Annotated in this window: 9 protein-coding genes, 1 tRNA gene and 1 other RNA gene; 3 read left to right on the top strand and 8 right to left on the bottom strand. The window is 66.7% G+C overall.

Going from position 1 to position 14,891, the window contains the following annotated elements; genetic code table 11:
• Nucleotides 1–21 precede the first annotated feature (21 nt).
• Complete coding sequence (locus GPA04_RS08610) at nt 22–387, bottom strand: ArsR/SmtB family transcription factor (RefSeq protein WP_206674176.1); 366 nt, start codon at nt 385–387, stop codon at nt 22–24.
• Between the two features lie 84 nt (nt 388–471).
• Between GPA04_RS08610 and GPA04_RS08605 the strand changes: the two genes are divergently transcribed.
• Nucleotides 472–1,884, top strand: a complete 1,413-nt coding sequence (locus GPA04_RS08605) for an FAD-dependent oxidoreductase (RefSeq protein WP_156223674.1) — start codon at nt 472–474, stop codon at nt 1,882–1,884.
• Nucleotides 1,885–1,990: 106 nt separating this feature from the next.
• On the opposite strand, the gene mobF is transcribed toward GPA04_RS08605, so the two are convergent.
• From mobF to GPA04_RS08570, 7 genes are all read right to left on the bottom strand, one after another.
• Nucleotides 1,991–5,755: a MobF family relaxase gene (gene mobF, locus GPA04_RS08600; protein ID WP_156223673.1), complete on the bottom strand. Its 3,765-nt coding sequence runs from the start codon at nt 5,753–5,755 to the stop codon at nt 1,991–1,993.
• Nucleotides 5,756–6,242: 487 nt separating this feature from the next.
• Nucleotides 6,243–7,439, bottom strand: coding sequence for a hypothetical protein (locus tag GPA04_RS08595; protein WP_156223672.1), 1,197 nt, complete (start codon nt 7,437–7,439; stop codon nt 6,243–6,245).
• A 157-nt stretch (nt 7,440–7,596) separates the two neighbouring features.
• Nucleotides 7,597–8,769, bottom strand: a complete 1,173-nt coding sequence (locus GPA04_RS08590) for a HEPN-associated N-terminal domain-containing protein (RefSeq protein WP_156223671.1) — start codon at nt 8,767–8,769, stop codon at nt 7,597–7,599.
• Nucleotides 8,770–8,892: 123 nt separating this feature from the next.
• Nucleotides 8,893–10,611, bottom strand: coding sequence for a UvrD-helicase domain-containing protein (locus GPA04_RS08585; protein WP_162458558.1), 1,719 nt, complete (start codon nt 10,609–10,611; stop codon nt 8,893–8,895).
• A complete protein-coding gene (locus GPA04_RS08580; RefSeq protein ID WP_156223669.1) occupies nt 10,604–12,712 on the bottom strand; it encodes an ATP-dependent nuclease in 2,109 nt (702 codons plus the stop codon). Before GPA04_RS08580 ends, GPA04_RS08585 begins: the two co-directional genes overlap by 8 nt.
• Before the next feature lie 184 nt (nt 12,713–12,896).
• On the bottom strand, nt 12,897–14,096 hold the full coding sequence (locus tag GPA04_RS08575; RefSeq protein ID WP_156223668.1) for a tyrosine-type recombinase/integrase: 1,200 nt from the start codon (nt 14,094–14,096) through the stop codon (nt 12,897–12,899).
• A gap of 168 nt (nt 14,097–14,264) precedes the next feature.
• Nucleotides 14,265–14,352, bottom strand: a tRNA-Ser gene (locus GPA04_RS08570).
• 152 nt (nt 14,353–14,504) lie between these two features.
• On the opposite strand from GPA04_RS08570, the gene GPA04_RS08565 reads away from it, so the two are divergent.
• Nucleotides 14,505–14,729: a hypothetical protein gene (locus GPA04_RS08565; RefSeq protein WP_156223667.1), complete on the top strand. Its 225-nt coding sequence runs from the start codon at nt 14,505–14,507 to the stop codon at nt 14,727–14,729.
• A 32-nt stretch (nt 14,730–14,761) separates the two neighbouring features.
• Nucleotides 14,762–14,858, top strand: an RNA gene (gene ffs / locus GPA04_RS08560) — signal recognition particle sRNA small type.
• Nucleotides 14,859–14,891 lie beyond the last annotated feature (33 nt).

Genomic DNA, 14,891 nt, shown 5'->3' with positions numbered 1-14,891 from the left:
GAGCGCGTGAAGGGGCTGGCGCTACCGACCCAGCGCCGGAGCGCTGGTGCTCGCCATGCTGACGGCCAGTTGGGTCAGGGCGCTGGGCTTGAGCGAGTAGTAGGCCCAGCGCCCGCGCTGCTCCCTATCGAGCAGGCCGGCGTCGACCAGGATCTTGAGGTGGTGGCTGACCGTGGGCTGCGAAAGGGCGACCGGTCCCGTGAGGTCGCACACGCACGCCTCACCCTCCGGTTGCGCGGCGATGATGGCCATGAGCTGCACGCGCGCCGGGTCAGACAGGGCCTTGAAGGAGTGCGCGATCTCACGAGCGACCTCTGGGTCCAGCGCAACCGCGGGGGCGCAGCAACTCGCTCCCGTCGCGGGGGGAGCGGTCTCGGTGATCGTCATACCGCCATCATCCCACGAATTGACATTCGTCGATGCGTCGCTCATGATCGCTCTCATTGATGTTTGTCGATGCGAGGAGTGGTGATGGTTGAGCGTGGGCGTGCAGAGCTTCCGGTCGTCGTGATCGGAGCCGGGCCGGTGGGCCTGGCTGCGGCGGCGCATCTGCTGGAACGCGGGCTCGAGCCGCTGGTTCTGGAGGCCGGCAGCCAGCCTGGGGCAGCCGTCGCGTCGTGGGGGCACGTGCGGCTGTTCTCACCCTGGCGCTACGACGTCGACGCGGCGGCCGCGCGGCTCTTGGAGCCGACCGGCTGGTCCCACCCCGATCCGGACGTGCTGCCGACCGGCGCGGAGCTCATTGCGCAGTACCTGGCACCGCTCGCCCAGACCGAGGCAATCGCGTCGCGGCTGCTGACCGGCACCCGGGTGCTGGCAGTCGCTCGGGACGGTGCAGACAAGACGCGAAGCCTGGGACGCGCGCGGCAGGGGTACCGCGTGAGGACCATGGACGCCAACGGCGCCGTGGGTGACGTACTGGCACGAGCCGTGATAGACGCCTCGGGCACCTACGGGTCCTCCAACCCCTTGGGCATCAGCGGCCTCCCTGCTGCCGGTGAGGAGCGGGCCCAGCGCTTCATCACTGGACCGCTGCCCGACGTGCTCGGAGCTGACCGCGCTCGGTTCGCCGGCCGGCACACACTGGTGGTGGGGATGGGGCACTCTGCGGCGAACACCTTGCTGAGTCTGGTCGAGCTTGCCAGGGATGAGCCGACGACCACGATCACCTGGGCGATCCGCGGCGGATCCACGCGTCGCCTGTTCGGCGGCGGGAGCGACGACGAGCTTCCCGCCCGTGGACTGCTCGGCACCCGCCTGAAGGAGGCCGTCGAAGCCGGACAGGTGCGGCTGCTCACCAGAGTCTCGATCGAGAAGCTGCTGCCCAGCGAGGAATCGGTCCAGATTCTCGGCACGAACCGTGAAGGCGGCCTCGACCTGACCGTGCACGCCATCGTCAACGCGACCGGCTTCCGGCCCGATTTGGACATGCTGCGAGAGGTGCGCCTGGACCTGGACCCCGTGGTCGAGGCTCCGACCGCACTTGCGCCGCTGATCGACCCCAACCAGCACTCGTGCGGCACCGTTCCCGCACACGGGGAGCGCGTTCTCGCTCACCCTGACGACGGTTTCTACCTGGCCGGGATGAAGTCCTACGGGCGAGCTCCGACGTTCCTGCTGGCCACCGGCTACGAACAAGTACGCTCCATCGCCGCAGCGCTGGCCGGCGACCGGGCTAGCGCCGACGCCGTCGAGCTCGATCTGCCCGAGACCGGAGTCTGCTCCACCGACCTCGGCGGAGATGGGGACGAGGTGAGCGCCGAGGGTTCGTGCTGCGGAAGCACTCCGGCCGAGCCCCAGCTCGTCACCCTTGGTGCTGGACCAGGACTGGGATTCGCGACCGGCGTGGTCCATGGTCGCTCGGGAGACGACGTCGGGAACTAAGAGCGTACCTACCTGATCAGATCAGCGGCCTCGCGCAGCCTTCCCGGCCGTCCCGGGCGTCGATATCAACCTGTTCGCAAACGAACAGGTCGATATTCGCGATCACCTAACTCAGACCCGGCCCCCAGCCGTCGCCGATGACCCCCAGGTGCTGGTGCATCGGGTCGAGCGGATCCAGGGCGCATTGCAGCAGCTCGTCGAGACTGAGCTCGGTCTGCTCCAATGCTTGCTTGCGCTCGATGTCCCGCAGCCGGTCACGTTCGGCGACGTCGGGCGCGTCATTGACGGCGCCGAGCGCGGCGAGTGCCGCCTCGGCGGCCGCCCGCGCACGACCCATGGGGCTGCCCGCTGGTACTGACCTTCCTAGGGGCGAGTCGGCATCGATGCTGTATCGGTCGCGGTAGGCGACGATCTGGCGCACGTGGTGATCCCAGAGCAGCCGGTCCGGGGAGTCGAGGCCGGGCGCCTCGGGGAGCGCCGCGGCCCACACGGGCGGGTGCTCGGCGACTCGTCGGGTGAGCTCGTCGAGGCGGTCGCGGATTCGGTGCGCTCGGTCGCGCAGCCATGCGGCTACCGCCGCATCCTCCGTCGCGGTCGTCCCCGCTGGAGTCCCGACGGCGTCGCTCGCGCCCCGTAGTCGGCTCTCGTCAGGCGGTGGTGGAGTGATCCAGGCGGGCAACCCTTCACCCTCCCTGACGGGTTCATCGAGCTGCCATGCCAGCAGGGCTGCGGGCGAGCGCGCTCCTGCGAGGCTCTCGACATGGTGCGCGAGCAGCGCTGATACATCGGTGCCGTTTCGCTGGTGGCGGTACAGGAGGCCAGCCAGGTGTGGCCACGAGTCGTCGGCCAGGATGCGACGGGCTTGGTCGGGCGGATAGGCACCCTGGATGAGCTTGCCCATGCTGGCGACCGCGTTGGGATCGAGCGCGGTCGCGTAGGCGTCCTCGTAGGCGGACACGAGCGTCGCGAGGGAGGCCGATGCCTCCCGTTCGGCTACGACCGCGGTGAGGGCGGCGTCGTCGGAGTCACCGCGGCTGAGCACGGCTTCAAGGACATCGCGGGCCGCGGCGTCGGGCTGCGGCTGGTGATGCAGCGAGACGTCGAGCAGCTCCTCGGTGACAACGAACAGATGGTTGCTCTCCCGGCCACGCGTGATGCCGGTGTAGAGGTGCTCGCGGGCCATCGAGTTATCCACGAGCACGCGGGCGACGTCGACCGTCATGCCCTGGCAACGGTGCACGGTCGTGGCGTACCCGAGTTGCACGTGCTCGCGCACGTACGCGGCAGGCAGCACGGTGCGGGTGCGGTGCTCGCGATGCTGCACGGCGAGTGCGCCGTCGTCGCGGATGCCGGTGACGGTCCAGAGGTCGCCGTTCTTGACGTAATCAGTGCTGCCGTGGCGCAGCAGCCGGTCGTTGTGACGGGTCACGACGACATCGCGGATCCCGGCAGCGGTGCCGTCGGCGAGCGCGAGGCCGTCGTCGGCGATCTCGCCGCTGGCGATGCGGTGCTGGCGTGCGCGCTCGTTGAGGTACGTGACGTCGTCGTTGGTCGCGGCGACCATGATCGAGGTGCGCCCCTCGGCGTGGTCCTCGACCCAGGCGGCGTGCAGATCCTCCCGCGCGGCATCGCGGGTGCCGGGGTGGACGCGGCCCTGATCGATGTAGAAGTCCAGACCCGCGCTGCGGCCGTCTCGGACCAGGAGGCCGGCGGCGTCTTCACCGGGCGTGCTGAACCGGTGGACGTCACGGAGCACGGCGGCGCCGACGGTGTTGGCGATGAGTCGCAGCGCACCTCCGGCACCGACTGCACCGAGCTGGCTCGGGTCGCCCAGCAGCCGTACCGACGCTCCTGCGCGCTGGGCGATCCGCAGCACCTTCTGCAGGTCGAGCGTGCCGGCCATGCCTGCCTCGTCGATCAGCAGTACCGTCCGCTCGTCGACGCGCAGATGCTCCGGCACCGGAGTGCTGTGATCGTGGCTGGCGATGAACTTGTGCAGGGTCTCGGCTGTGACATCGAGGTCGTCGCCGAGAACCCGAGCGGCGACGGCGGAGGGCCCCAGGGCGACGACCTTGCCGCCGTCGCCGTGGACTGCGGAGGTGAAGGCTCGCATCGCTGTCGTCTTGCCGGCACCGGCCGGACCGATGCCGGCGACAAGCTGTTGGCCGCTGCACGCGAACCGCCGAGCCAGCTCGATCTGGTGGGTGTCCATGCGTCGTCGGGAGTCGATCTGGACATCAGCAGTAGCAGCCTCGAACGTGCTACCTCGCACGGCGAAGCCACCGCTCATCTGTGCGGCCTGGAGGAGTGCCGCCTCGGCGTCCAGCACCTGTCGGGAGGTGTACCTCGTGGTCCCGTGCTGCACGTAGATCGAGGTGCCGCTAGCGCGGGCCAACGCCGTCGGGACAGGTGTGGGGTCCGACCGCGTGAGCTGGATGGAGGCCTTCAAGCAGGCGGTCGTCACCGCGTGCGCGGCGTCGGTGACGGACCACGATCCCTGCTGGACGGCGGGCAGCGTGCGGACCACCCGCGTCGCTTCGGCGAGGACGTGGAACTGGGTCCACGTGGCGCGCCGTTGGCCAAGCAGCTCTATCACCTGCGTCACCGCTTCCTGTGTGAAGCGGTGCTCGTCCAGCAGGAGGGTGGTTTGCGTCGGTTGACGGTGCAAAGCTGAAGCGAGCCGCTGCTGCAATCGTTCAGAAGATCCGAGCATCTCGACGGCGCGAGCGCGCCAGTCGAGGACTCGTTCGTTCAGCGGTCGGCCAGGTTCTTTGGCGGTGCGGGTCGCCAGGGTCGCTGCCTGAGCGAGGCGGTACTGCTCGGTGCGGGGCGGCTCGTGGCCGTGCTTGGCTCGGTACTCGGCGACCATCGCTTCGTACGACGTGGTGATCGCTGCACGTCGCTGCGAGAACAGGGCGACGAGGTCGGCGCCGACGCCGTCGATCTCTCGTACGGGGACCTTCTTGCCGGGGCGAGGGGTGGCCACGAACTGCACGCCGAGCCGCTGCACGAGCTGCTCCTCGACCATGGCGTTGTACCGCTCCGAGGCGGCCACGGCCAGCTGGAACAGCACGCGAGCATCAAGGCTGCGCCACTTGCCGTCGACGCCCAGCACCTTTGACGACACGGCGACGTGAGTGTGCAGATTCGGGTCACCCGAACGTGAGTCCAGGTGGTCGAACGCGGCCGCCGTCAGACCCATCGTGTTGATCTGCTTCAGCCCGCCATGACCGGTACGAGTGAGGGCTGCTTCCTGCTCGATCCAGGCGAGCGTCTCCTGCCACGCATGCGCGTGGGCCTGACTGATCTGCTCCCGCACATCGTCGTCGGCGAGTGCCCACAGCACCGACACCGACTTGGCCGGCGTGAAGACGAGATCGAAGCCGGACACGCCCTCCCTGTTGGCTGAGGATCGCCCCGCTAGGTAGCGGGCGACCTCGGGCTTGGACGGCTCCCTGCCGACGCTCTGACGCACCATCTCGGTGGCGGTGTGCCACCGAATGCGCTCACGCTCGACACCGGCACGAGGCGCCCGGTCCTGCTCTGCAGCGAACGTGGTGAAGGCCTGCTCGAGTGCAGCCAGGTAGGGATCGTCCTCCCACTCGCGACGGCGCAGGAACGGCCGGCCAAGCATCTGCGCTTCGTCGTTCGGATGAGCACCGAAGGCGAACAAGCTGCGCATCTGCAGGGTGTCGACCTGACCCGAGATCTGCATCGCTCTCGTTCCGCTCCCGACCCATCTTCCGGGCGGGTTGCCGTGCGCGTTGTAGTAGTCGCTCAGCGACTGCCCGCGGCGGACATCGTCGCCGCTCGCGACCTGCCGGGTCAGGTACTCATACCCGTTCCCGGCGTGCAGTGAGTGGATCGTCATCACACCCACTACACGTACGGCCGCGCGCGAACAGGTCGATATCGATACGGAACCTCTCACCGGAGGTGCAAGAGGTGTGTGGCCCTCGAGAGATCGCCGATCGCACGATCGGGCGTTCGAGCGGCGCCAGTAGAGCGCGCTCCGCGGGTGATGCGCCTGGCCGCGAGGTACAGCTGCGGTTGCTGCCGGCTGGGGCCCCGGTCAGGCGCGGCAAGAGTCGGGAAGGTCGGTCCTTATGCCGACGGTGGGCTACCCGTTACGTGGACTGTCGCCGCTACGTGATTGGCTGCTTATGCAGCTCTCTACACAGAACCGTAGGAGGCGACCACGTGCCACGCGACCCTGATCGAGACCGAAGGACCCACGGTCCGCAGAGCTGGCGCCCCGGGCTGAGCCATAGGCGGCGGAACGACGCATTGCGTGGGTACAGCCCTTGCGGTTGATCCGACGAGTCAATCATCCTCACGCCGCTCCATCAGGCATGCGCCTACTTGTCGTCGGGCCAGGCCTCGCCAGGTGGCCAAGGCTCCGGAAGTCCGAAGAACTCGTCTGCCCCGTTAGGAGATGACTCCTCAACGAGCGTGCTCTCGGCGAGACTCAGCGTGTCGCCCGGCAACCCAAGCGCTTCGGGAAGCTGGTGGGCTGGGTTCGGGTGCCGCCACAGGGTCGTCTCCGCTCGCTGCACGTAGTACGGCATGAGCTGATTCACGAGGAGAACGCCAGAGACGTTGCGGTTGGTCCACTCTGGTGGCGTGCCGAAGTAGCCATCCGGCTGCCGGACTTCCCGGGTCACCATCGAACCGTCGGGCGCCTCGCCGATACGCACAGCAACGTGCCCGTACATGGCGTTGCTGCTGTGCCAACGGTCCTTGTCGTGGATGTACGTGCCGACCGCGATGATGAACGGCGCCCCGAGGTCCCCGTACTCTTGGTGCTTCGACGCTAGTGCCTTCTTGATCGCCGGTGCGTCATCGATGAGGTCGACACCCGTGTGCCCGTAGACACCAATCGCCCGATCGTTCAGCCTCATCCCTCTAGTTTCGGGCTTCTTCGGAACCGCCCTGAACGTAACCGCCCAGCCATCGTGTTGCCACCGATGCGTGGGGGCTGCGTCCGCCTTCCACGGGGCATCTGGGTCGAGCTCCGCGAGCCAGCGCCGGAGGTCCTTTCGAAGGCGTGCCGAGGCGGGCGGCGAGGCTCCCTCTTCGAGCTCGTCCAGCCACAGCATGAAGTTGGGATCGCCCAACCGATTCACTGTGTCGAACAGAACGGCTCTGCGTTGCGCCGCCGCCCTCTTAGCTGGAGTCGAGCCCGGCGCAATGGCCTCGACGAAGAACCGGAGATCGTCGCGCTCTGCCAGGAAGTCCGGGCGGCGCCCGGTGCCCTGCACCTCGGGATGGATTGTGACGGCGTACCCAGCCCTTACGAGGATTTCGTGCAAGTAGAGCTCAAGGAAGGCGCTGCGGAACTGCTCGTCGTCGCGGGACCGGAACCGCTGCCGCAGGTCGTCGTACTCCTGCGCGCTAGGGATTCGGTCGAGCCACTCCTGCATGAGGGCACGAGGGTGCTCCCAGTAGTCACCGGCGACGCGGTTGAGGAACTCGAAGCTTGACTCCTGGTGGGTCGCCGGCGTGGCGTCGGTTCGCTTGAAGTCATCGAACAATGGTTGGCGTTGTTCTCCCATGTATGCCAGCGTGCCAGCCAGTACTCGCCGAGAGCGACGTAGTCACGCGCTTGCCTGGGTGGACCTTTATGAGAAGCCGACAAGTCCTGCCAGGTCCCGGCCGCATCAACCACGCACACAAGCGGCGGAAGGACGGGGGTGCGCGGATCGCGTGCCACTAGAGCGGCGCGTGAATATGCCCGACACTGGACGGTTCCAGCAGCAGTCGGGTGCGCTGGGTCGCGCTTCCAAGTTCGGCCACTTCCGTACTCGGTATGAATAGCACGCAAGAGGTCACGGAGGAGTCCTTGGAAGAGCGCCACAGCACGCCATCGACAGGCAGGTCGAAGCGGAAGGTCTCGGCCACGACCTGCGTCGGTACGTACTCAAGATTCTGTTTGTCGGTCGGATCTGCCACCTCTGACACGTCCTTGACGAAGCCGTACAGGAACTCGATCGGGGCGCGCAGATGCCTCCGATCGGGGTCGAACAGCGACGGATAGTCGGGCAGGTCGCGCAGGTCGACCACGGTCAGGGATGTGGTCGTCATGAACTTGCCGCACGTTCCGCCGAAGGTTGGATCGGCGTAGCCAGCGACCTCGGCTCGTGCGCCTGCGGCGGTGGACGCGCCATAGAAGGCACCGATCCCCTTCGCCGTCATTCGGTTGTCTCGCGCCACTGAGTCAGGCGGCGGGCCTAGGTCGGCTGCAGAAGCGTAACTCTCGGTCGTGGGGTGCGGTCGAATCCGCCACCACTCTGAGTCGACGGGAAGCTCCGTCACGAGGCCGGCCTCCGCTACCGCTCGCGCGATGGCTGACGGCATTGCGTGCATGGGCATCATGCCCGCGCCGTCTGCCGTGGAGTGGTCCGTTGTGAGGAACGTGAAGCGTCGCTGGTGCTTCACGAACCTGCGAAACGCCTCCCATCCCCAGGTCAGCGCTTGAGCGGGAGTGGCTGCGTACGGGTCACGCTGGCACCACTGTGCGGTGACGATTGCGCTGTGAAGCGCCTCATGCACGTCCTCTCGCTCAGTAACTTCCAGATCCCATAGGAGGTCCCAGGTGTCGTGAACGACACCGACGTAGCCGCCGTCCCATGCCATGCCCTCGCCAGGGTCCTCGTAGTCGAGCTTCAGACCGTCCACCACCAGCTCAAGTACCAGTTCGATGGGGGCGCTGGCCTCGGGAGCGACAGGCTCTTCCTCGCAGTAGTCGCACTCGTCAGACCCGCCATGGGCCCGAATGGCAGAAACGAGGGCCTTGTCCGCAACGCACCCGCTGCAGATGGTTGACTCGAGGTCGCTCCAGCCACGGGAATCGATAAGCTCCATGTGGCGCTTGGTGGCTCCCATCGCGCCATTCAACCCGAACCTCGGTCGTTGGGCAACGTTTGGCTCACATATTGGCATGGCCTACGGAGTGCGTGCGGGCGTGGGAGGTGGACCTCCCGGATCTACTTCAGATCGGCATGACCGTCACCCAAAGGTCGTCGGGACTCCGTCACTCTCCAATTGCTTCTTCACAGCGTCGAAGACCGTTTCGTGGGCTGCAACAATTAGCAGGCGCTCGGCGCGCGACGCCCCGACGTAGAGCACGCGTCGTTCCTCCCCGCCTAGCCCCTCGCACCATTGCTGAACGCCGTCGCCTCCAGCTCGGCTTTCGGGTATGACCAGAGCCACCGCTGGCGACTGGCGTCCCTTTAGGCCGTGGATCGTCGAGTGTGACAGCGGTGCTGCATTCGCTTGGGCGGCGGGCGGGCTCGGCCAGGTATCGCCTGCCGGGGATCTGAGCGGCTGAGGTGTCCAGCGCAACTGCGCCTGGGAGTCAGCGAGCGCCGCAAGACTTGCGCGGAACTCCGACGGCTTCATCTCGAACGGCCGGGGCAATGTCGCGGCTACCCGTAGGCAAGCCTCCCGGAACGTCCGCTCCGAGAGCCCGCAGGCGTCGAGGTAGTCGGGATGGTCTAGCTCGACGATCTCGGAGACGCCGAGTTCTCGGATCGTCCGCTCGACCGAGCGCATAGCCGCGACGCGTTCCGGTCCGGACCGGTGGGGATCGCCGATCACGTGGTGCGCTTTCGCAAGCATCACAAGCTTGCTGGTTGAGGCTGGTCCGCTGCCAGGGGCACCAGCGGCAATCCGTGCGTGGTCGGCGCTATGAGCGAGAACGATGAAGTCGCTGTGGGGGATCTCGTGCGCGTCGATGACGCTGGTGAGCAACTGGGGAAGGCTCTGACGACGACGGTACGACAGCAGAACCACAGGCGACTTGACGTCGACGTGGGGGCCGATGGGGTCGTCGCGTTCAGACCCTGCGCGCAGGCTATCGACGGCTGCGCAGATCGCAGGCGACGATCGGAAATTCCCATTGAGACGCTCTCCGGATACCAACTTGTCCAGGAAAGTGTTGATGTCGGCCGGGGCGTCGGATCGGAATGAGTAGATGGACTGGTCCGGGTCACCGACGGCAATGATTGTCACACCAAACTCGTGAAGGAAGTTGAGAACGAGTGTGTCGTCTACGCTGCAGTCCTGGACCTCGTCGATGATGACTTCTACGAACCTGTCGGAGAGCAACGTGCCAAGCTGTTCACGGCGGCCGGGGTCGGCGAGGTAGGACCGCAGCGCGACCCTGGCAGCCGAGGAGCTCAACGTTCCGCGGTCCACGAACCGGTTCCAGATCCTCATCGCTTCAACCTCGAGGCTTGCTCGGCTCTCCGCCGCGAGGCCAGCGGCCGCTTTGCGGCGTTCGATCGGGACCCGTCCCGGAACGAGGTGCGCGGCGCCGTCGCGGATCGTGAACCAGTCGAGGCTGGCGCTGAAAGGAACGCCGTCTACCTTCACCTGGCTGTGGGGCACCACTGACCACGACTCGTAGAACCGCGGGGCGATGCCGCGGCGCGCGAGGAAGGTAGGTCCGACCAAGTAGCGATTGATGAAGCTGTCGATGGTTCCGATGAAGTTCGGCGCTTCCATCAGACCGGGCTCGGACGTGCATCGTTCCCGAGCTTCATCGATGGCGGCGTTCGTGAACGAGATCAGGCCGATGCCCTTGCGTGGATGCCGCAACGGCCGGTCGATGAATCGCTGGACGATGGCTTGGGTCTTGCCAGCGCCCGGGCAGGCTTCGACGTACGTTGCCATCTCCGTGCGAATCAACGACATCTGTGCGTCAGTGAAGGTAACGCTAGGCATGAGATGAAGGCAGCGTAATGAAGGTGATGGCCTTCTCGAGGTACTCCGGGCAGGTGAAGGGGCCACCGGTCGCGATGAGTTGGGCGACGTCGTGTGCGAACTCGCCCTTGCTGATGAGGCGCTTGTTCCCGCGGAGCATCTCGTAGAACGCCTGCGGCGGGTCATCAGCGTCGACGATTGCCTTCCACGCCTTGCTCGATCGTGGCTTCTGGCGTAGATAGGCCTTGCCTAGAAGTGTCCGATTTTCCTCGGCCGGCCCGAGCAGGTCCGCCTCGAGCGTGTGGGGTGCCTCAGCAATGTGAACGACGTCTGCCGCGCCCAGCTCGTCCGCGAGGGTCTGGAGATCCGCCGACCGGTTGTAGAGGGGGTCCTCGTCCTCGTCCTCATCGGGCTCGCCGTCGCCCGCGCAGTGCAAGTCACCTCCTTCACGCTCAGTGCCACCCGTGCCGCTGTCATCCTGCGCCTGTCCGGTCGGCTCGTGGTCCGAGCCCGTGCTGGCGACCACTTGTTCCGCTTGACCAACGAGTGTCGCGGTCTCTTCGGCTTCAGGGTGGTCTTCAGCAGGCGGGCCCTCGACCTCTTGCGCCGCTTCGGAGGTCCCAGGTGCCGAGGTCTCGGTCTTCGGCAGAGCTGGGTCTGCGTCTGTGATAACGCACAGCGAGTCGACGAGTCGCTGGCCATCGACAGCCGATAGGAGGAGCTTCATGTAGGGCTTGAAGTCCACCGACCCGACGGTGATGAGGGAGGCGCCGGCGAACGCCCGCCGGGCGGCGATGTCGCTGTCCGAACTGCTGGCATGGATGCACTCGCGTGCCAGAACCGGAAGCAAGACGGCTTCGGCGATGCCTTCGACGAGGACGGCGCGCCGCGCAAAGAGGAGTTCGGAGCGACTCGCGTCGAGGTACTGGTTGATCTTGCGCTTCTCATCCGTCGACAGGGGCAGCGCAGCGAGCGGGATGACGCTCGTGGAGGCGGCCGCTCTCGCGCCGGTGTCATCTGTTCGAGGACGGAGCACCACGATGTCCTCGATTCCCACGGCACTAGCCAGGTTGGGAGAGTGCGTCGTAGCGATCACCTGGATCCGGCCGGCTGGCGCAACGGCGTCACGACTCGCGGATTCCGCAGCCTGATCGACAAGGAATTGCAGAAGGACAGCCTGCAGTTGCGGATGGAGATGGGCCTCCGGTTCCTCGACAAGGAACAGCGTGAGCTCTGACTCCTTGGACTTCTGGAGCTCGAGGATTACCGTCGCCATGAACAACAAGTTGGCGTAGCCCAGACCAGACTCGCTGAGGTTCGCAACGCTGAGGCCTGCCTCAGCCATCTTCAGGCGCAGATTCCTGGCGAGTCGTACGATTTCAGGAGGGTCGTACGCGGCGTCCATGGACTGCTCGCGCCCAGGTGCGGTCAGGCCCGTCAGATGGCGTTGGATCGCTGTTTGCACGCCTCTCACCACGGAATGACTTGCCAGCGCCTCCATTGAGCTCGCGGCGGTGCTGACGAAGTCTTCCTGCTCTTCCGGGCTCGCCAAGTATTGGATGAGGCGGGCCAGCCTTGTCCCCGAGTACGAGTCCAGTTCGCGTTGGGCGTCGCGTAGGGGCGTGAGGTACACGTGGTTGATGTGGTCTCGCTTTTCGGGCTCAGGATCAGGCGCCGCCGACTCGCCAACCAGGTGATCCACGCGCCCGCGGGAGATGCTGTCGGTCGGCGGCCGATAGATCGTGCAATGGACGGCTTCGTTTGTGTCGAGCTCGAGTGCTCCGATGAAGTGCGCGCGCTGGAATGTTGTCAGCCCGGCGAATCGGGCGGTTATCTGCACGGGCCCGGTGTGTCCGCGTGTCACGTCTTCGAGGTCGAAGTAACGCGTTCGTCGCCCATTGAGCGGCGCTGTGGCAAGTCGAAGCGCCTCGATTACATTGGACTTTCCAGAGTTGTTCTCGCCGACCAACAACGTCACGCCAGGCGACAGCGGGATTGTCAAGTCCGCGCACGATCGAAACCCACGGATCGTAAGTTCTTTCAGGTACATCGCGGAGACTTCGACGCTCGGTCTGTCCGCCTCGATAGCGTCGGGGCGACTGTCTGCCGCTGCTGAGCCCACCGCTCACGCCTCTCTTCTCGGCCGACCCACGGACGCCTCGTTAACTGTCCACGGAGTAGAAAGACTTCCTCATCCGCGACTCTTTAGCGAGGAGGCGCGCGGATGAAGTGTGCGTATTGGGCGGCAGGCAGTTGGCCCGCTCAAAGGGTGGATCGCCATGCTGGGACGTTCGGGCAGCTACTTGTCAGGCTTCGTCTGCGACCGCCGCGATCACCACAACATCATCGAGCCGAGCAGTCAGCTCCCGGTCTCGCTGAGCCGAGGCGTGCTGGTACTTCAGCGCAACCGACACGTCCGTGTGGCCGCCGCGCTCGAGGAGGTCGGCGAGGGTCGCGCCCTGGCGTGCGTACTCCGTCAGGCCGGTGTGGCGGAGGCTGTGGAAGCGGAAGGACTCGCGGCTAGCTGCCTTCCGCGCATCACGCCAGTAGCGGTCGAACGCCGTCTGGGAGATGCGGCGGCCGCGGCGCGTTGGGAGAGTGAAGAGCGGGCCGTCGCGGCCTGGGGCCGCGTGGGTCTCGATGTGGTCACTCAGGATCGGTAGCAGGGAGGCCGGGATCGCGACGCTGCGCTTGCTGCCGCGCTTCGGGTCCGTCAGTCGCCCGGCCTTCGTGTTCCATTGGCGGCGGACATGCAGCACGGCGCGCGCCGGGTCGTCCAGGAGTTCCAGGTCGCGGCGCTCGAGCCCGAGCACCTCACCGAGGCGTAGAGCGCACCAGGCGGCCAGCAACACGGCGGCGCGGAGATGCTCAGGCATCGCGGCAGCCATGGCGGCGACTTGTTCGGGCGTCGCCACGTCGCCGTCGTCCTCTTCCGGGCGGACCTGAGTCTGTGACGGTGCCTCCGGGAACGTGAACGACGCCAGGCCGATGTCCGGTCGTCTGACTGCGGCATTGAGGCACGAGCGCAGCACTCTCGCTGCGTTCGGTGCCACGCCGTTTGCCCGCGCACCCGGGTGGCGCTTCGACGGCATGGCGCGCAGCGCCGCGAGGTGGGCGGCGACCTGCTGCGGGGTGAGGTCGACCAGGCGGGTGCTGCCCAGCTCGGGCAGCACGTGCGTGCGCAGCACCGACCGATACGAGAGCACGGTCGAGGGGGAGCGGTCGGGGTTGGCCGCAAGGGCCTCCAGCCACTGCTCGGCCCACTGGCCGAGCGTCAGGGCGTCGGCCTCGGCCTTGATCCGTGCCGCGCGCTGCTCGGCGCGGATCTGGGCCGGTGGCACGAAGGTGCCGCGGGCGCGCTCGCCCTTGGCGATGTCGAGCGCCGCACGAGCATCGCCGAGAGTGTCGAATACGCCCAGGGCATGGGTGGCGCCGTTGACGTCCAGGCGCACCCGGTAGCGATCTCGGTACCTTGTGATACCTCGGGGCAGGGCTCCGGTGGCCATCCTTGGACCTTCCGCGAACGCTGTCACACGCGCGGTCTGTGACAGCTGTGTGACAGAAATTCTGTCACAACCTGCTGATCTGTGCCCACTGGTGCTGATCAGGGAAAGGTCCAGAAACCGCGGAATCTAGCCGAAAACGGCGGATTCCCAAGGGATCTCAAGGACTGCTGGCGGAGGATGGGGGATTCGAACCCCCGAGGGCTTGCACCCAACACGCTTTCCAAGCGTGCGCCATAGGCCACTAGGCGAATCCTCCTGGGCCAGACGAGGATACCGGACCCGAGCCGTGCTCCTGGCCGCAAAGAGGTGACGCGACCCACCCTCACGCTCTTCCGATCTCGCGATGTCGGGGGTCGGTGCTGGAGTGGTCCTGCGCGTCGGGCGGGCCGGCGCCAGGGAGGGGAGCGCATGGCCAGGACGTGCCCGAGCTGCGGCAGCCGTGACATCGCCAAGATCGTTTATGGCATGCCGGACCCGTCGGTGATGGAAGCGGCCGAGCGGGGTGAGGTCGTCATCGGCGGGTGCTGCGTCACCGTCGACGAGAACGGGGACTGGGCGATGCCTGACCAGCGGTGTCGCGAGTGTGGAAAGGACTTCGCCCGGCCCCGGCGCGGGCGGCCCGCGCTGACGTGATCAGCCACCTCCGAGCATCGCCTAGACTGGGTGCCAGCCCCTCGCGCGGCGTCATCTCGCTGAACTCCCCCAGGGCCGGAAGGCAGCAAGGGCAGGCGGGCTCTGATGGGTGCGCGAGGGGTCTTCACGTCTCCGCGTGACCCTCGTCCACGGTCCGCGGCG

The organism is Pseudactinotalea suaedae, from assembly GCF_009733815.1.
In the GTDB taxonomy this organism is placed as follows: Bacteria; Actinomycetota; Actinomycetes; order Actinomycetales; family Beutenbergiaceae; genus Pseudactinotalea; species Pseudactinotalea suaedae.
The sequence above is the reverse complement of the archived record's forward strand: the minus strand, read 5'-3'. Positions and strand labels throughout refer to the sequence as shown.